Source organism: Stenotrophomonas sp. 80084_Sma (assembly GCF_056481995.1).
Window position 1 is genome coordinate 2,642,579 of the sequence record NZ_CM151177.1, and the last position, 17,824, is coordinate 2,660,402.

The 17,824-nt window shown below is 67.6% G+C and carries 17 protein-coding genes; 6 read left to right on the forward strand and 11 right to left on the reverse strand.

Annotated elements, in window-relative coordinates; genetic code table 11:
* The first annotated feature begins 25 nt into the window (after positions 1–25).
* From ACZK3W_RS12275 to blaL1, 4 genes are all read left to right on the forward strand, one after another.
* Complete coding sequence (locus ACZK3W_RS12275) at positions 26–550, forward strand: sigma-70 family RNA polymerase sigma factor (RefSeq protein WP_197615617.1); 525 nt, start codon at positions 26–28, stop codon at positions 548–550.
* Positions 547–1,398, forward strand: coding sequence for a FecR domain-containing protein (locus ACZK3W_RS12280; RefSeq protein WP_197615618.1), 852 nt, complete (start codon positions 547–549; stop codon positions 1,396–1,398). The genes ACZK3W_RS12275 and ACZK3W_RS12280 overlap by 4 nt, the downstream gene beginning before the upstream one ends.
* 71 nt (positions 1,399–1,469) lie before the next feature.
* Positions 1,470–3,899 (forward strand): TonB-dependent receptor domain-containing protein, encoded by a 2,430-nt coding sequence (locus ACZK3W_RS12285; protein ID WP_197615619.1) that lies wholly within the window; start codon positions 1,470–1,472, stop codon positions 3,897–3,899.
* A 95-nt stretch (positions 3,900–3,994) separates the two neighbouring features.
* Complete coding sequence (gene blaL1, locus ACZK3W_RS12290; protein ID WP_197615620.1) at positions 3,995–4,867, forward strand: L1 family subclass B3 metallo-beta-lactamase; 873 nt, start codon at positions 3,995–3,997, stop codon at positions 4,865–4,867.
* Positions 4,868–5,101: 234 nt separating this feature from the next.
* Here blaL1 and ACZK3W_RS12295 read toward each other — a convergent pair whose 3' ends face one another.
* Both ACZK3W_RS12295 and ACZK3W_RS12300 read right to left on the reverse strand, forming a co-directional pair.
* Complete coding sequence (locus ACZK3W_RS12295; RefSeq protein WP_197615621.1) at positions 5,102–5,641, reverse strand: DUF411 domain-containing protein; 540 nt, start codon at positions 5,639–5,641, stop codon at positions 5,102–5,104.
* Between the two features lie 477 nt (positions 5,642–6,118).
* Entirely contained in the window at positions 6,119–8,404 is a 2,286-nt protein-coding gene (locus ACZK3W_RS12300) for an FdhF/YdeP family oxidoreductase (RefSeq protein ID WP_197615622.1), read from the reverse strand.
* 243 nt (positions 8,405–8,647) lie between these two features.
* Here ACZK3W_RS12300 and fdhD point away from each other — a divergent pair, with 243 nt between their 5' ends.
* The gene (gene fdhD / locus ACZK3W_RS12305) at positions 8,648–9,487 is read left to right on the forward strand and encodes a formate dehydrogenase accessory sulfurtransferase FdhD (RefSeq protein WP_197615623.1); all 840 of its coding nucleotides are present in this window, start codon (positions 8,648–8,650) and stop codon (positions 9,485–9,487) included.
* A gap of 70 nt (positions 9,488–9,557) precedes the next feature.
* On the opposite strand, the gene ACZK3W_RS12310 is transcribed toward fdhD, so the two are convergent.
* Positions 9,558–10,094, reverse strand: coding sequence for a carboxymuconolactone decarboxylase family protein (locus tag ACZK3W_RS12310; RefSeq protein WP_032129465.1), 537 nt, complete (start codon positions 10,092–10,094; stop codon positions 9,558–9,560).
* A gap of 105 nt (positions 10,095–10,199) precedes the next feature.
* Here ACZK3W_RS12310 and ACZK3W_RS12315 point away from each other — a divergent pair, with 105 nt between their 5' ends.
* Positions 10,200–11,081, forward strand: a complete 882-nt coding sequence (locus tag ACZK3W_RS12315; protein WP_197615624.1) for a cupin domain-containing protein — start codon at positions 10,200–10,202, stop codon at positions 11,079–11,081.
* Between the two features lie 93 nt (positions 11,082–11,174).
* Here ACZK3W_RS12315 and ACZK3W_RS12320 read toward each other — a convergent pair whose 3' ends face one another.
* From ACZK3W_RS12320 to ACZK3W_RS12355, 8 genes are all read right to left on the reverse strand, one after another.
* Positions 11,175–11,735, reverse strand: a complete 561-nt coding sequence (locus ACZK3W_RS12320; protein ID WP_125893578.1) for a TetR/AcrR family transcriptional regulator — start codon at positions 11,733–11,735, stop codon at positions 11,175–11,177.
* 4 nt (positions 11,736–11,739) lie between these two features.
* Positions 11,740–13,272 carry an MFS transporter gene (locus tag ACZK3W_RS12325; RefSeq protein WP_197615625.1) on the reverse strand — a complete coding sequence of 511 codons (1,533 nt, stop codon included), beginning with the start codon at positions 13,270–13,272 and terminating at the stop codon, positions 11,740–11,742.
* A gap of 152 nt (positions 13,273–13,424) precedes the next feature.
* Positions 13,425–14,171: a hypothetical protein gene (locus ACZK3W_RS12330; RefSeq protein WP_197615626.1), complete on the reverse strand. Its 747-nt coding sequence runs from the start codon at positions 14,169–14,171 to the stop codon at positions 13,425–13,427.
* Positions 14,171–14,785, reverse strand: a complete 615-nt coding sequence (locus tag ACZK3W_RS12335) for a DUF3299 domain-containing protein (protein WP_125893584.1) — start codon at positions 14,783–14,785, stop codon at positions 14,171–14,173. The genes ACZK3W_RS12330 and ACZK3W_RS12335 overlap by 1 nt, the downstream gene beginning before the upstream one ends.
* Entirely contained in the window at positions 14,775–15,326 is a 552-nt protein-coding gene (locus ACZK3W_RS12340) for a DUF3299 domain-containing protein (protein WP_197615627.1), read from the reverse strand. Before ACZK3W_RS12340 ends, ACZK3W_RS12335 begins: the two co-directional genes overlap by 11 nt.
* A gap of 2 nt (positions 15,327–15,328) precedes the next feature.
* Positions 15,329–16,582: an ABC transporter permease gene (locus tag ACZK3W_RS12345; protein ID WP_197615628.1), complete on the reverse strand. Its 1,254-nt coding sequence runs from the start codon at positions 16,580–16,582 to the stop codon at positions 15,329–15,331.
* A complete protein-coding gene (locus ACZK3W_RS12350; protein WP_197615629.1) occupies positions 16,575–17,270 on the reverse strand; it encodes an ATP-binding cassette domain-containing protein in 696 nt (231 codons plus the stop codon). The genes ACZK3W_RS12345 and ACZK3W_RS12350 overlap by 8 nt, the downstream gene beginning before the upstream one ends.
* Entirely contained in the window at positions 17,267–17,800 is a 534-nt protein-coding gene (locus ACZK3W_RS12355) for a ZrgA family zinc uptake protein (RefSeq protein WP_197615630.1), read from the reverse strand. Before ACZK3W_RS12355 ends, ACZK3W_RS12350 begins: the two co-directional genes overlap by 4 nt.
* Between the last annotated feature and the right edge of the window lie 24 nt (positions 17,801–17,824).

Below are 17,824 nucleotides of genomic sequence, written 5' to 3' on the forward strand. Positions count from 1 at the left end.
CCTTTCACCCTTGCTGCCCGTCCGGATGTCCCAGCCGACACTTTCCCGCCCACCTGCGCTGCCGCTGGTGACCTCGCTGGTGCGCCACTACGAGGAACTGGTGGACTACCTGCATCGCCGGTTCCGCTCGCCCGGGCTGGCCCGCGAAGTGGTGCACGATGTCTGCGTGCGCCTGCTGGAACGCCCGGCCGTGCATGACGCCCGCCAACCGATCGCGCTGCTGCGCAGGATCGCACACGATGCGGCGGTCGACCGCTGCCGCGCCGAGGACCTGCGCCGGCACTGGGTGGAGCCCCGTGCCGAGCTCCCCGAAGGCGCCTGCGAGCGCCCCGGACCCGAGCGCCAGGCACAGGGCCAGCAGGCGCTGCAGCGGCTGACCGCCAGCATCGAGCGCATGCCCTGCCGGCGGCAGCAGGTGTTCATCCTGCACAAGATCCACGAGCTGCCCCAGGCCGAGGTGGCGCAGCGGATGGGCATCGGCCTGAAGGCAGTGGAACGTCATCTGCGCCTGGCCATGGCCGACTGCCGGCTGCACGGTGCGCTGTGGTGAGCCCTGCATCACCCGATCCGGCAACGCCGTCGGCGCCCGCCGAACCGTCCGCCGAGGACACGCTCGATCAGCACCGGGAGGCACTGAAGGAACGCTTCCCGTTGCCAGGCCCGGAGCAGTTGCAGCGGCGGCGCGGCGGATCTGGCGCGAAACGGGTACTGCCGGTGCTGTTGCTGGCGGCCGCCGCGCTGCTGCTGGCCGACCCGGCCTGGCAGGTGCGTGACTACCAGACCGCCGTCGGCGAGCGCCGCGACATCGAGCTGCCGGACGGCAGCCGCGTGCTGCTCGACGCGGGAACCCACCTGCAGGTCCGTCGCCATCTGCGTTCGCGGCAGGTGCTGCTGGCGCAGGGCCATGCGCGCTTCGAGGTGCAGCATTCGGCGTGGCGCCGCTTCCAGGTCGATGCCGGGCCGGTACAGGTGCGCAACTACGGCACGGTGTTCGATGTTGACCGCCAGGGCAATCTCAGTGAGGTCACGCTGTGGCGCGGCGAGGTCGGTGTCAGCGTGGATGGCGGCGGCACCGAGCAGCGGCTGAAGCCGGGGCAGCGCCTGCTGGCCCAGCCAGGATCGCTGTCTCCGCCGGAAGCCGTGGATCCGGACCGGGCCGACTGGACCACCGGCCGGCTGCAGTTCGACCGCATGCCACTGAGCGAGGTGCTGCGCATCCTGCAGCGCTATCACGACCGTCCGATCGTGCTGGACGACCCGGCACTGGGTCCGCTGCAGGTGTCGGGCGTGTTCGATGCCGATCGTGCCGAAACGGCGGTCGCGCTGCTGCCGGAGATCCTGCCGGTCCAGGTGCATACCGCCGCCGACGGCAGCCTGCATCTGCGCGCCCGCGATTGATTGCCACGCCGAGGGTGGGTTGCGCGCCGTCCCATCCGGCAAGTGCTTGAACCCTTCCGAAGGACCCCCGCATGACCCGCCCTGTTCCGCCCGCCGCGCTGCGCCGCCTGGCCCCCACCCTGCTCGCTGCCTGCCTGTGTGCGGCGCTGCCCGCCACCGCGCAGTCCGCTGCGTCCGCACCCGTCGAACTGCACCTGCCGGCCGGCCCGCTGCAAACTTCGCTCAACTCGCTGGCGCGGCAGAGTGGCATCCAGCTGCTGTTCGCGGCCGACAGCGTGAGCGGCCGCAACGCGCCCGCCCTCGACGGCCGCTACACCCCGCACGACGCCCTGCAGCGCCTGCTGGCCGGGCAAGGCCTGGCGATGCAGGAGCGCTCGCCGGGGGTGTTCGTGGTGAGTGCCACGCCGGCATCCCCCACGCCCCGCGCTCCGGCCCGGGCCGCGTCATCGGCAGCGTCCCAGGCCACGACCACTTCGCTGGCCCGGGTCACGGTATCGGCCTCGACCGCGCGCATGCCGCAGGGCGAGACCGCGATGCCCAACACCATCACCGTGCTGACCCGCGAGGACATCGCGCAGCAGCTGGCGCTGGGCTCGGATGTCTCGCGCGTGCTGTCGGCGCAGATCCCGGCATTTGCCCCGGCGCGCGAGAAGATGTCCAACTACGGCGAAACCATGCGCGGCCGCGGCATCCTGTACATGGTCGACGGCGTGCCGCAGTCGACGCCGCTGCGCGATGGCTCACGTGATTCGCACACCATCGATCCGGCGATGATCGAACGCATCGAGGTCATCCACGGTGCCAACGCACTGCAGGGCATCGGCGGTACCGGTGGCATCGTCAACATCATCACCCGCAGCGCGCCCAGCGAGCCCGGCGCCTTCCTGCTCGATACCAACATCAGCTACAGCTCGGCGCTGCCCAGCCGCCGTGATGACAACGGCCAGCGCGGCTCGGCACTGGTCGGCGTGCGCGGCGAGCAGTTCGATCTGGTGGCCGGCCTGGCCTATGAGAAGCAGGGCCTGTACCACGACGGCGAGGGCCGTTCGATCGGTACCAACGCCCAGGGCGAACTGATGGATTCGACCTCGTCGAACGTGTTCGCCAAGCTGGGCTGGAACATTGCCGAGGGCCACCGCCTGCAGCTGATGGCCAACCGCTACGAGCTGCGCGGGCTGGACAACTACCTGGCGGTGAACGGTGATTACCGCACCGGCCGCCCGACCATTTCGGTGCCCGGCGATACGCCGCTGGATCCACCGATGAACCGCTCGCGTTCGTTGACGCTGGACTACAGCGCCGCCGACCTGCTCGGTGGCCGCTTCCAGGCGCAGGCCTTCGCGGTGGACTTCGAAGGCCGCTATGGCGCCAGCCAGTGGGATCCGTGGGGCAACACCGGCGCCAACGCCGCCTGGGACCAGACCCAGAACGAATCGGACAAGCGCGGCTTCAAGCTGACCCAGAGCTGGGCCCGCATCGCCGACACCACGCTGGACGTGACCCTGGGCCTGGACGGCCTGCGCGACCGCACCCACCAGGTGCTGCTGGCCAGCGGCATGAACTGGGTACCGCAGACCACCTATCAAAGCCTGTCGCCGCTGCTGCAGCTGCACTGGTGGCCAACCGACCACCTGATGCTGTCCGGCGGCCTGCGCTACGAAAAGGGCGAGCTGGAAGTAGGCGACTACACCACCCTGCCCCGCTACGGCGCGCGCAAGGTGGCCGGCGGCAAGCCGACCATGAGCGAGACCCTGCCCAACTTCGGCGCGGTCTGGTACATCAATGACCGCCTCAACGCCTACGCCTCGTATTCGGAAGGCTACACCGTGGCCGACGTCGGCCGTGTGCTGCGTGCAATCAATCGCGACGGCCAACGCGTCGACAATCTCATCGACCTGTCACCGGTGGTGTCGGACAACCGCGAGATCGGCCTGGAGTACGACGATGGTCGTTTCAGCGGTGACATCGCCTACTACACCTCCGAATCCAAGCTGGGCTCGGTGCTGATCTACGATCCGGGCATCGATGCCTATGCGGTGCAGCGCCAGGCCACCCGCGTGGAGGGCTTCGAAAGCAACCTGCGCCTGCGCCTGGGCGACAGCCGGCTGGGCCTGGGTTATGCACGGGCCAACGGCCGCTACGATGCCGACGTCGATGGCCGCCTCGACAGCGACCTGGCCGGCGTCAACATCGCGCCGAACCGGCTGACCGCATTCTGGGAGCAGAGCTGGACACCACAGCTGAGCACCCGCCTGCAGGCCAGCCACGCCTTCGACCGCGACTTCGACCTGCGTGGCGCGCGGGTGGCGGAGTTCAAGGGTTACACCACGTTGGACCTTGTGGCCCGCTACGTGCTGGACAAGCACGCCTTCACGCTGGGCGTGCAGAACCTGGCGAACAAGCAGTACATCAGCTACTACTCGCAGACCACGCCGTCGAACCCGAGCTATTTTTCGGGCCGCGGCCGGGTGCTGACGCTGGGGTGGCAGTACCGGTACTGATCCATGGCGCCCTTATGGGAGCCATGAAATCTATGCGCGACGCGATGAAGGAGGCCCATGCTAGTTTCTGGGCCTCCTTCAAACGGACGTGAACCATGCGTTTTTCCCCGCTCGCCTTCGCCCTGGTCACTGCTCTCCCGATCGCGCACGCCAGCGCCGCCGAGGCACCCCTGCCGCAGTTGCGGGCCTACACCGTGGATGCTTCCTGGCTGCAGCCGATGGCACCGCTGCAGATTGCCGACCACACCTGGCAGATCGGCACCGAGAACCTGACCGCGCTGCTGGTACAGACCAGCGAAGGTGCGGTGCTGCTGGACGGCGGCATGCCACAGATGGCCGGCCACCTGCTCGACAACATGAAGGCACGCGGCGTGGCACCGCAGGACCTGCGGCTGATCCTGCTCAGCCATGCGCATGCCGACCATGCAGGCCCAGTGGCGGAACTGAAGCGCCGCAGCGGCGCGCATGTGGTCGCCAACGCGGAATCGGCAGTGCTGCTGGCGCGTGGCGGCAGCGATGACCTGCACTTCGGCGATGGCATCACCTACCCGCCTGCCAGTGCAGACCGCATCGTGATGGATGGCGAGGTGGTCGAGGTGGGCGGCATCGAATTCACAGCGCACTTCATGCCCGGGCACACCCCGGGCAGCACCGCGTGGACCTGGAGCGATACCCGCGAGGGCAAGCCGGTGCGCATCGCCTATGCCGACAGCCTGAGTGCACCGGGCTACCAGCTGCAGGGCAATGCGCGCTATCCGCGCCTGGTCGATGACTACAAACGCAGCTTCGCGACGGTGCGGGCGTTGCCCTGTGACGTTTTGCTGACCCCTCATCCGGGTGCCAGCAACTGGGACTACGCCTCCGGCAGCAAGGCCAGCGCCAAGGCACTGACCTGCAAGGCCTACGCGGATGCGGCCGAACAGAAGTTCGACGCGCAGCTGGCCAAGGAAACAGCTGGCGCCCGCTGATTTTGTAGAGTCGAGCCATGCTCGACTGAAGCAGAGCAGTCGAGCATGGCTCGACTCTACAAAGGGCAAGCCGAGCGTGGCTCGACTCTACAAAGGGCAAGCCGAGCGTGGCTCGACTCTACAAAGAGCAAGCCGAGCGTGGCTCGACTCTACAAGGAGCAAGCCGAGCGTGGGCTCGGCTCTACATTGGGCGCGCCGAAGGGTGCCGGTCAGGACGACCGGCACCGCCGCCTGTCAGCCGCCCTGGCCGTGCTGGGCAAACGGCTCGGTGGTGCCATCGTTGCGCACCAGTTCAACGGTGTACGGCTGCACGTAGCCATCCGGCATTTCCATGCCCGGCGAGCCGGCCGGCATGCCCGGCAACACCAGGCCGCGCGCGGCCGGCCGCTCCGCCAGCAGTCGCTTGATGTCTTCGGCCGGGATATGGCCTTCAACCACGTAACCACCGATCTCGGCGGTGTGGCAGGACGCCTTGCCGACCGGCACACCCAGCCGGACCTTGATCGGGTTCATGTCATCGGTATCGCGAACATCCACCTGGAAGCCTTCGGCCTTCAGGTGGTCGACCCAGATGCCGCAGCAGCCGCAGCTTGCGGTCTTGTGCACGATGGCGATGGGCAGTGCCGGATCCACCTGCGACGGGCTGGCCTTGATCGGTGCCGCCGGGGCTTGGCTGGCAACCGGTGCGGCCGGCGATTCTTCAGCTGCACGTGCGCAGGCGGTGCTGGCCAGCACGGTGCCCAGCAGCAGGCCGAGGGAGAGAGATCGGTTCATGGTGTTGATTCCTTTGCAGATGCGGGCAACGCGGCCCGCTGCCTGCGCATCGAAGGCACAGGCAGAGTCGAGAATGAGTCGAGCAGCTACGGCAGGCGCTTGAGGCCTGCAGGGAATCACACGATGGGCGGCCGTAGCGGATCCGGCAACGGCGGCGGTGCGCGTTGCTGGGCGCTGGCTGGCAAAGGCGCCTCACGCCAGGGTGACGCTGGCGTTCCGCTCAGGGTGGCCAGCATGCCGAGGCTGGCCGGCGGGCATTCGCACTCATTGCTCTGGCAGACCGTTGATGCTGCCTCGTCGCAGCATCCGGCCATGGCCGCCAAATGCGGTGCGGCGCAATGGTCCGCGCTGGACTGCACCGCGTACGAGGATGAGGCAACCGCAAGCGCCGGTGCATTCAGCACCAGGGCAAGGAGAAGCATCCATCTCAGCAGCAGGCCAGGCAGGTTCACCCGTTGATGATAGCCGATGAACGCATCACGCAATCGCCTCGGCCATCGCCCGCATCCGCACCGGAATCGACTTGGCCGCCGGCGTGCCGCTGACCCGATCGTAATAGTCCAGCGGTAGCAGCGGGTTCAACTCGGGGTAGTAACCGGCCAGCGCGCCGCGCGGCATCGGGTAGTCCAGCACGGTCAGGCCCTCGATGCGCCGCTGCACGCCATCACCGCTGATGGTCTCCAGGCTGACCAGCGCCTCCTTCTCCAGCCCGCGCGCCAGCCGGTCCTCGATGTTCATGAACAGCACCATGCGGTCGTTGTACACGCCGCGGTAGCGGTCGTTGTAGCTGTAGATGGTGGTGTTGTACTGGTCGTGCGAGCGCACCGTGGCCAACCGCAGCATCCCGGGATCGTCCACCGGCGCGTCCACGTCCAGGCCTGGCATCACCAGGATGTTGGCCTTGCCGTTGGGCGTGGGCCACACCCGGCGGCGCGGCGGAATGTCCAGGTGGAAGCCGTGCGGCTGCTGGATGCGCTCGTTGAAGCCGGTGTAGATCTCCGGGTACACCGCCGCAATCAGCTCGCGGATGGGTGCGTAGTCATGAATGCACCCGGCCCAGTCGACCCTGCTGTGCGGCAGCGTGGCCATCGCCATGCGGCAGACGATCTCGACCTCCGGGAGCACGTCCGTGCTGACCGGCTCGAGCACACCGCGCGAAGCAGTGACATTCGACATGGCGTCTTCGATAGTGACGAACTGCTCGCCAGCTGGCGTGACGATGCGCTCCGAACGTGCGACCACCGGCAGGATCAAGGCATCGCGGCCGTGTACCAGATGACCGCGATTGAGCTTGGTGGCGATGCCGACCGTCAGCTCCAGGCCGCGCATGGCCTCGTACGCGCGCGGCGTATCGGGCACGGCGTGGATGAAGTTGCCGCCCATACCGATGAACACCTTGGCGCTGCCGTCCAGCATCGCCTCGATCGATTCGACCACGTGATGACCATGCTCGCGCGGCGGATCGAAGCCGAACACCTGCTGCACGCGATCCAGATAGGCCGGCTTGGGTTTCTCGTCGATGCCGACGGTACGGTCGCCCTGCACGTTGGAATGGCCACGGATCGGTCCAATGCCTGCGCCGGGCTTGCCGAAGTTGCCACGCAGCAACAGCAGGTTGGCCACCTGCTGCAGCAGGGTCGAACCATACTGATGCTGGGTCAGGCCCATGCCATAGCAGATCACCGTGGCCTTGGAGCGGATATAGATCTCCGCGCAGCGGCGGATCTGCGCCTGCGTGATGCCGGAGACCTGCACGATCTCGTTCCAGTCCTGTGCCGTCACGTCCGCGCGCAGTGCGTCCAGGCCTACCGTGTGCTCGGCCAGAAAATCGTGGTCAAGCACGCGCTCGCCCTGCGCTTCGCGTTCGAACATCACCTTCATCATGCCCTTGATCAGGGCCAGGTCGCCGCCGATGCGGATGTGCACGAACTCACTGGTGATCTCGGTCGAACCGAACGTGGCCATCTGCACCATGTCCTGCGGTTCGGCGAAACGGATCAGCGCACGCTCGGGCATCGGGTTGACCGCCACGATCGGGATGCCGCGTTTGCGCGCCTCGACCAGGTTGCTCATCATCCGCGGCGAGTTGGTGCCGGTGTTCTGGCCGATCACGAAGATCGCCTCGGCGTGCTCGAAATCCTGCAGCACGATGGTGCCCTTGCCCACGCCGATGGCCGGCGGCAGGCCGCGGCTGGTCGGCTCGTGGCACATGTTCGAGCAGTCCGGGAAATTGTTGGTGCCGAACTCGCGCACGAAGATCGAATACAGGAATGCAGCTTCGTTGGGCGTGCGGCCGGAGGTGTAGAACTCGGCCTGGTGCGGGCTGTCCAGCGCCTGCAGATGACGGCCGATCAAGGCAAACGCCTCGTCCCAGCTGCAGGGAACGTAATGATCGGTGGACGCGTCGTAGCGCATCGGCTCGGTCAGCCGGCCCTGCATCTCCAGCCAGTAGTCGGTCTGCGCCATCAGTTCGGTGACCGTGTGCTGGGCGAACAGGTCGCGGCCGGCACGGAACTGGGTGGCTTCCCAGGCCAACGCCTTGGCACCGTTCTCGCAGAATTCCAGTTTCCTGCGTTCGTCGGCATCGGGGAACGCACAGCTGGGGCACTTGAAGCCACCGGGCTGGTTCATTGCCAGCAGCGCCTTCGAGCCCTTGCCGATCACACTCTGCTGCAACAGCACCTTGGCCGTGGCACCGGCGGCACCCCAGCCACCGGCCGGCTGGTTGTAGGGCTTGTAACGCGGCGGCTTCTGCTCGGACATGTTCGGGAACCTGGCAGGAGGAACACAACAATCAACGGCGCGAGATGGGCCGGATGCGGCGTCTGCAGCGCGGCCAGCCTCGCAGTCAAGCACGGACAAGGCCGCTTCGCCAGAGGCAGATGCTGTTTTCAGCGCAGCCTGCCATGACAACGGTTACACCCGCGTCAGCGCCCGGCCACTGCGCTATTCTCGAAGCCGTGGGTGGTCCACCACCTGCGTATTTCCCTTGCCCGGACGCGCTGCATGCCTGACTCGACCCCGCCGCACTCCCCGCCTGCCGGCACGGCCCAGCGTCCGTTGCAGCGCTGGCGCAGCGAGGGGCACCAGCAGCAGGTCGACGTGGTGGCCGAGGAAGTGCCGGTTGCACTGCGCTACAACGGCGCCGCCTTCGCGGTGATGATGGCCACGCCCTGCGACCTGGAAGACTTCGCGCTGGGTTTCTCGCTCAGCGAGGGGTTGATCACTGCGCCCTCGCAACTGCTGTCGATCGAGGTCCGCCCGCAGCTGGAGGGCATCGAGCTGCAGATGACCGTTTCCGAAGACGCACCCGGTGCCGATCTGGATCCGGCCAATGGCCGCCTGCTGCCCGGTCGCGGTGGCTGCGGCCTGTGCGGCACGCGCCAGTTGGAGGATGTGCTGCGCCCGCTGCCGCAGATCCGCGAGCGCCGCACCTATCCGCATGCCGCATTGCAGCGGGCACTGGCCACGCTGGCGCAGCATCAGCCGATGAATGCGGTGAGTGGATCGACGCACGCCGCAGCCTGGGCCGATGCCAGCGGGCGGATTGGCTGGGTGCGCGAAGACGTCGGCCGCCACAACGCGCTGGACAAGCTGATCGGCGCCCTGCATCACAACGAACACACGATCGAGGGTGGGCTGCTGGTGATTTCCAGCCGCGCCAGCTACGAAATGGTCAGCAAAGCCGTACGGGCCGGCGTCAGCGTACTGGCTGCTGTCTCGGCACCGACCGCGCTGGCGATCGACCTGGCCCGCAGCGCAGGCCTGTGCCTGGTCGGATTCGCGCGGGAGAGCGGGTTCAATGTGTATACGCACCCCGAGCGGCTGCAGGCGGACGACAGGTAGCGCCGACCACCCCGTCTGCTCCATTTCGACCGGCCCGGGCGGCCCATTGCCACCCGGGCCAGACCGTACCTCAGCGCAGCGCCACCTTCGGGAAGTCCACCGGCACGTCGAACGCGACGTTGACGTAGTTGGTGAACAGGTTGAGTGCCACATGGGCGAGGATCTCGACGATCTGCTCGTCATCGAAGCCGGCTGCGCGCAACGCCTGCACATCACTGTCGGCGATCTGCGCACGTTGCTCGACCACCTTCAGCGCGAAGTCGAGCGCCGCCGAGGTGGCCGGATCGCTGGACTGGCCGATCTGCGCGGCAGCCATCTGCTCGCTGCTGGCGCCGGCCTTGCGACCCAGCGCCGTGTGCGCGGCCAGGCAGTATTCGCAGGCATTGCGGTTGGCGATGGCGACGGCGATCTGCTCGCCCAGCAGCGGCGACAGGCGGCCGCCGCCCAGTGCGCCGAACGAGCCCCACATGCTCTGCAGGGCGGCCGGCGAATTGGCCACAGCGCGGAACATGGCCGGGGTGGCACCGAAGGCGGCGTGGACCTGGCCCAGCAGGGCCTGGCGGTCGGCGGTGGTGTTGGCGGCATCGATCAGGGGGACACGGGACATGGTGGATCTCCTTGGGAAAGCGCCCGGATTGGACGACCCGCTCATCCTAGGTAGAATCTACGGACGTATTGGTCGTAATCAGCCACACATGTTGTCCAGTCGTCCATGAGCATACCCACCGACACCTCCGCACCCGACCGCCTGTCCTCTCTGCTGGAACGCTTCCGGGTGCAGGCCGCGCTGTTCCACAGCGGACCTCTGTGCGGGCGCCATGTCTTCGAGCCGCAGCCCGGTCGTGCGTTCCTGCACATCCTGCGCCAGGGTGAAATGGAGGTCCGTCACCCCGACGGCGATATCGCGCTGCCGCGGTTGAGGATCGACACCCCGAGCCTGCTGCTGTACCCGCAGCCGCTGCATCATGTGTTCTTCAATGCGCCACTGGATGGCCCGGACTTCACCTGCGCCACACTCGACTTCGATGGCGGCGCGCGCAATCCCATCGTGCAGTCGCTACCGCCGGTGATGGTGGTGCCACTGGCCGCGATCGACGAGCTGGACGACACCCTGCATCTGCTGTTCACCGAGGCCGACCGCCAACGCTGCGGTTCGCGGCTGCTGACCAACCGGCTGTTCGAAGTGGCGCTGATCCAGATCCTGCGCTGGGTGGTGGATCATCCCGATGCGGCCGGGGTCAGCCACGGGCTGATGCGCGGGCTGTCCGATGCGCGGCTGGCCCGTACGCTGGTGGCGATGCACCAGGCGCCACAGGACGAGTGGACGCTGCCGCGCATGGCCGCCACCGCTGGCATGTCGCGCAGCGCCTTTGCAGCGGTGTTCAAGGAGGTGATGCAGGCCACGCCGGCCAGTTATCTACTCGACTGGCGGCTGAGCCTGACCTGCGCGCAGTTGCGTGCGGGCGTGGCGGTCAAGCAGGTGGCGATCGAGGTGGGGTTTGCCGATGCCGCGTCGTTGTCGAAGGCGTTCCGCAAGCGGTTGGGGGCTTCGCCGAGGGCCTGGCTGGCCGCGAGCGCAGCGCAGGCTGGGTAAATGGAGAGGGGTAGAGTCGACCGCTGGTCGACTATCGCGCGCAGCGCGGGGTTTTCGTGGTCGGAGCGAAGAGCAGTCGAGCATGGCTCGACTCTACAAGGGCGGCGACCCGTCGGGTTTCGCCAGCAGCCCGGCGATACGCTCCGCCACCTGGGCGCGCACGCTTTCATCCAACTGCCCTTCGTACATCGCTTCATAGATCCACAGGCCATCGGCCGCCAGCCGCGCCACGAAGTTGTCGAGCGCGGCCGGATCCTGTTCCGCGGCCGACGGTGGCAACGGCGCCCAGCGCCGTACCGCCGGGCCCCACGGGCGCTCGTCGGCGTCCGGGTCAGCCGATTCGAGCATGAACATCAGCTCGGCACGGGTGGCGCTCTGCGCCGACACACGCACGAAGGTCTGGTAGCGCTCCAGCGCCGTGGCCTCACCTGCGGTCTTGCCCAGCAGCGATTCCATCGACGCTTCCCAGGCCTGCACCAGATGCTCGTCGATGCCGCGCAGCAGCGCCTCGCGCGACGGGAAGTGATACAGCAGGCCGCCGCGGGTCAGTTTGGCCTCGGCCGCCACCGACTCGAAGGTCACCGCACGCACGCCGTCACGATTGATCACGTTGACGGCGGCGTCGAGGATGCGGTCGCGCTTGCTGGTTCTCATCGTTTCATTTTACGCGATCGGCCGCGCCCTCGCGGCTGCCAACGCGGCCACGCAGCAGGCGCGCCAGAATCGTCGCGCCCATCGCCAGCACTGCCGTGATCACCAGCAGCACGATCTGGTAGCCGCGGTCATACGCGGCCGTGGCCAGCGCGAACCACTCGCCCTGCCCGTTTTCGCGTGCCACGTGCAGCGCCTGGGTGAAGCCGTCACGGGCAAGCTCGGGCATGTCCGCCGAGACCGGCAGGAAGGCGCCGTACATTGCCGCACTCAGGCTGCCCAGCATCGCCACCGCGAGCAGGCCACCAAACTCGTAGGACACCTCTTCCACCGACGAGGCCATGCCCGCGCGGTGCGCCGGCACATTGTTGAGGATGGCAGTGGACGCCACCGAGATGGCCGAGCCCATGCCAAAGCCGGTGATCGCCATGCCAGCCACCACCCAGCCAAGGCCGTGCGGGAAGCCGAACGCCACCACGCCGACACCCAGCGCACCTGCGGCCAGGCCGCCGCAGATCAGCGGGCGCAGGCCGACCCGGTGCAGGATGCTGCCGCCCAGCAGTGCACTCGGCAGGCTGCCCAGCGCCGCCACCGACACCAGCAGGCCCGCCTGCAGCGGGGTGAAGCCCGCTACCAGTTGGAAGCGCTGGGTGGTGACCAGCTGCAGGCCGGCCATCGCGAACAGGGTGAACACCGCCGACAGCGTGCCGGCCAGGAACGCCGGATTGCGGAAGATCGCGAAGTCCAGCAGCGGGTACGGCAGCTGCTGCTGGCGGCGTGCGAACGCCGCACCCGTAATGACCGCCAACAGCAGCGCACCGGCACCCAGCGCATACGACGGCGGCGTGGCGATCAGCGACTTGATCGCCAGCACCAGGCCGGACAGCGCCGCCAATGCCAGCAACGAAGACACCAGATCCCACGGCCGCGAAGTATCGCGCTGGCCTTCCGGTGCCAGCAGCAGCGTGGCCACGAATGCGACCACCACCACCGGCACGTTGATCAGGAACACCGAGCCCCACCAGAAGTGCTGCAGCAGCCAGCCGCCGATGATCGGACCCAGCGCTGCACCGACGATGGCCACCGAGCCCCAGATCGCGATGGCAATGTTGCGCTCGCGCTCTTCATGGAAGCTCAGGCCGATCAACGCCAACGTGGCCGGCATCATCGCGGCCGCGCCGATCGCCAGGAACGCGCGCGCGGCAATCAGCTGCGCCGCTGTACCAGCGAACGCCGCTCCCAGCGAGGCGATGCCGAACACCACCAGGCCGATCAGGAACATGCGGCGGTGGCCGATGCGGTCGCCCAGCGTGCCCGCGCCCAGCAGCAGGCCGGCCATCACCAGCGGATAGGCGTTGATGATCCACAGTGCCTGGCCGGCACTGGCCGAGAGTTCCTCGGTCAGGGTGGGCAGTGCGGTGTAGAGCACGGAGTTGTCGAGCGTAACCAGCAGCAGGCCGGCGGCGACGGTGAACAACAGCGCCCAGCGACGGGCACGCGACAGGGCCGGAGCACCGGCCAGGGGCTGGGACAAAGCCATGGGAGAACCTGGTGGGGGTGGAGTACAGCCATAACTATACCGGATATCCTGTATAGTTATGATCTTCGGAATCCACCAGTTCAGGGTCTGTAGGGGCAAGTCTGCTTGGCTGAACCGCCAGCCAGGCATGGCCTGGCTCTACTGGTAAACGCTTATCGGCAGTCTTCCGGCAGCGCGGCAATCGCCGACACCACCGCACCCTGCATGCCCTGCCCCACGGCCATGTCCAGTTCCCCGCCCGTTGCCCCATGCTGGCGCCGCAGTTCGTCCTCGCACAGCCCGCGCACCCGCGCACGGGCATTGGCGCGCAGGCTGCTGCATCGCCAATCGGTGCCACCCAGCGGCAACACCGAATACACCACGCTGTTGCAGGCGTTACCGGCCCGCTGCTGCAGCGACAGACCGCCGAAATCACGCGGTTCGCTGCTGCGCTGCGGATCGAAATAGCTGTCCGGGAAGGTGCGCGCGTACTGTTCGATGTCCACCTGCATGCTGCGCCCGCCGGCCAACGGCATCTGCAGCGGCTGGCCACAGCGCGTGGCGTCGGCACGATGCTGGATGTACTGGTAGATCGGCCGGTCCAGCGTTGGATCCTTCTGGGTCACCGCACTGACCGCCGCCAGCACCGGCAACGATGCACGATTGGCCATGCGCGCCAGCAGCCCCGTCTGTGCCGGCTGGCAGCGGTCGCGCAAGGTCGCCGCAAGCAGGAACAGCACGTCGTTGCGAAAAGCGTGGTCTTCGCCGAGGCGTTGTTCGATGCGCTGGCGGGCATCGGACGAAGGCGGCGGAAATGCGATCGCGGGTGGCGCGATGGGTGCAGCCTGCCGCTGCCACCACACCAGCAGCGCAACCACCACCAGCAAGGCTGCTGCAACGATGGTCCAGCGCGCACGCATCAATTGTGGATCGCCGTCAGTGTCGCCGCAGCCGCGTCGTAGGACGCGCTGGCGATATCCGCATCGAAGCGCTTGACCTGCAGGCGGCCGGCAAGCCGGTACGGGTCCCACAGGTCTCCCAGTGCGATCGGCGTGGCCAGGGTCACATGGATGATCTGGTTCGGTGGCGGTGGTGGCACATGGATGCAGGCACCGTAGAACGGCACGAACAGCAGTTCATCCACCAGCCCGGCGTCGTTGGTGCCCAGCGGCACCACGTAGCCATCCAGATCCACCGCGCGACCGTCGACAGCGTCGACCACGCGCGAAGAGCCGAACTGCTTGGCGCGATCCGGGCTGGAATGGTCGATCTCCTGCCCCGGTGGCGTGCCCGAGCCGGTGTCATCGATCAGCCCGCCCACCCCGTCCATGCCATTGCGTGACAGGCCGATCTGCGGCGGCGGGCGCTGGTAGGTCACTTCGTCGGGCCGCAACGCGTCCCAGCGAGCGATGGGCGCTTCGGTCGTGGCCGGCTGTGCCGGTGCTGCGGCGCCGGTGGTGGCTCCCCCACCCGCCTGCGTACACCCCAACAGGCCCAGGCAGCAGGTCAGTCCGATCAGGACGCTACGGTTCATACGGCCTCAGCTGTGCGTCACGCATGGTGTAGGCGGAACCGGCCAGGTCATCGTCCAGCCGTTCGGCACGCAGGGTACCGGCCAGGAAGAACGGCGAATACATGTCCGGCATCTCGATCGGGCGCGGCAGCACCACGTGCACGATCTGGTTCGGCGGTGGCGGCGGCACATGGATGCAGGCGCCGTAGTACGGCACGAACAGGAATTCGGTCAGCCGCCCGTCCTGCGCGTTGGCCAGCGGCACCACGTAACCCGGCAAGCGCACCGGCCGCTGCAATACGGTGTCCACGGTGCGGAACGTACCGAACTGCGGCATGCGCCGGTTGCCGTTGTGCTCGACCTCCGGTCCCTCGCCACGCTCCAGCGCCGCCAGTTCTTCCTTCGGCATCATCTGCAACCAGTCCAGTTCCTGTTCCTCGGCAGCTGCCGGGGCATCGCGATCGATCACCGGCGACGGTGTCAGCGCCTGCACGCCGGTATCGACCGGGCGTTCGCAGGCGCTCAGCACCAGCAAGATTGGCAACAGCGGCAACCAGCGCATGCTCAGCCCCCGGGTGACAGGCCATCGGCCAGCGTGCGCCGATAGGCCAGCAGCGCCGGTACCAGGCCGGCCACCGCGCTGATCGCCAGCACACCTGCGACCCACGCCAGTTCGCGGCCATCCGGCCAGATGTGGGTGATCGACAGGCCAAAGTTGGCCAGCGCCCAGCCACGCCCGGCCAGGCTGGCCACCACCAGTGCGGCCAGTGCGAGCACGCAGGCAAACGCGCTGGTCGCAACCGCCTCCACCACCAGCAGGCTGGCGATATAGCCAGGGCGTGCACCGATGGCACGCAGCACCGCCATCTCGCGCCGGCGCTCCTGCAGGGTCGAGACCAGCAGCGCCACCAACGAGACCATGCCCAGCAGCACCACCATCGCGCTGATCAGCTGCAGTGCCCGCTCGGCCGTGCCCAGTGACTGCCACAGCTGCTGCAGGGTCACGCCGGGCAGGATCGCCAGCATCGCCTCATCCGGATACTCGTTGATCCTGCGCTGTACCGAGAACGTGGCGATGCGCGAATTCAGGCCAAGCATGAAGGCGGTGATGCTGGTCGGGGTCAGGTCCAGATGGCGCGCCTGCTCGGCGCTGACGCTCTGGCTGCGCAGCTGCACGCCGGAGCGCCAGTCGACATGGATCGCCTCGATGGCCGGCAGCGAGACCAGCACCGACGAATCAACCGGCGTGCCGGTGCGCTGCAGGATGCCAGCCACACGGAACGGCTTGTCGGCATGCGTGGCCAACGTGACCGCGCCGGTGCCATGGGCCAGCACGATCTCGTCGCCGAGGCCGACCTTCTGCGCGTGCGCCACCTCTGCGCCGATCACGGCGTCGTACAGATCGTCGAACGGCCGCCCCTGCGCAAATGCCAGCGCATGCCCCGCGCCGTAACGATAGTGCTCGAAGTAGCCGCCACTGGTGCCGACCACCCGGTAGCCGCGCCACGAATCGCCCAGCGACAGTGGCACCGCCCACTTCACCTGCGGCAGCGAGGACAGCTCCTGGTAGGACTGCCAGGACACGTTGTTGGTCGGGTCGCCGATGTGGAACACCGAATACAGCAGCAGGTTCACCGGCCCGGAGCGGGCACCGACGATCAGGTCAGTGCCTGAGACGGTGCTGGCGAAACCTTCATGCGCCTGCGTGCGCACGCGCTCAACACCGAGCAGCAGCACCACGCTGAGGGTGATCACCAGCACGGTGAGGCTGACGCTCAATGCGCGGCTGCGCAGGCTGGCCCAGGCAAGTTCAAGCATGGGTGCCACCTGCGTGATTGATCTGCGACAACGCGATGGTGCGGTCGAACAAGGGCTGCAGGCTTTCATCGTGGCTGACCACCAGAACCGTGGTACCGGCGGCCCGGCACTGTGCGGACATCAGCTGCAGGAAGGCGGTCGCGGCTTGGCGATCCAGCGCCGAGGTCGGCTCGTCAGCCAGCAGTACTGCGGGGCGGCCGATCAGGGCGCGTGCGGCGGCCACGCGTTGCTGCTGGCCGACACTCAGGCTACCGGCCGCACGCTTGGACAGCGCCGGGTCCAGCTGCAGCGCTTCCAGCAGGCGCAGGATCTCGTCGTCCAGCGGCCCGCTGATGCCCTCACTGCGCACCGGAGAAAAGCGCAGGCCAAGCGCGATGTTGTCGCGCACGCTGAGGAACGGCAGCAGGTTGAACTGCTGGAAGATCACGCCCAGGTGATCGGCACGGAAGCGATCGCGCGCGGCACCTCTCATGCCCTGCAACGCCTGGCCGGCCACCTCGACACGGCCCTTGCCGGGCAGCAGCACACCCGCCAGCAGGCCCAGCAGGGTGCTTTTGCCACCGCCACTGATTCCGCGCAGCAACACGCTGCTGCCCTGCTCTATCAGCAGCTGCGGGATGTCCAGCACCAGGCGTGTTGCGTAGCCGAACTGCACATCCTCCAGTGCGATCACCGCTGGCGTGCTCACGGCGCCAGCACCACGCGCAGGTTGTCGGCACTCAGCACGCTGCGGTCCTGGCCGTTGGCGGTCGCACTGTTGACGATGACTTCGTGCAGGCCGGGGAACAGCACGGGAAGGCGTAAGACGATGGCGCGCAGCTCGGCAGGTTTGGCACAGTGGTACTGCAGCGTTACGCTGAAACCTGCGTGCCGATGCTGCCCTGGCGGCGGCGCGGCGGCCGTCGCGTCGAAGCCCTCTGCATCGGCTTTACCGCTGGCCAGGCGGCAGTTGGCGGCGGTGGGCAGGGTGACCCAGCTGCCGCCCTTCAGCAATGCCGTGGCGCGCGACAGTGCCGCCTGCTCGGTCGCGTTGGCGGGCGGTCGCTCGAAATCAAGAATGCCGATGCCCGGCGCCTGCAGGGCGAACTCCAGCGTTCCCTGGTCGAGAGCGAGATCAACAGTGGCCTGGCCGTGCACGTGTGGCGCGTGCTGGCGGACATCGTGTGCCTGCGCCGCGTTGGCAGCCAGCAGCAGGAAAAGAGCAGCAGGAAGCTTCATGGGGGACACTCCAATTGTTACTAT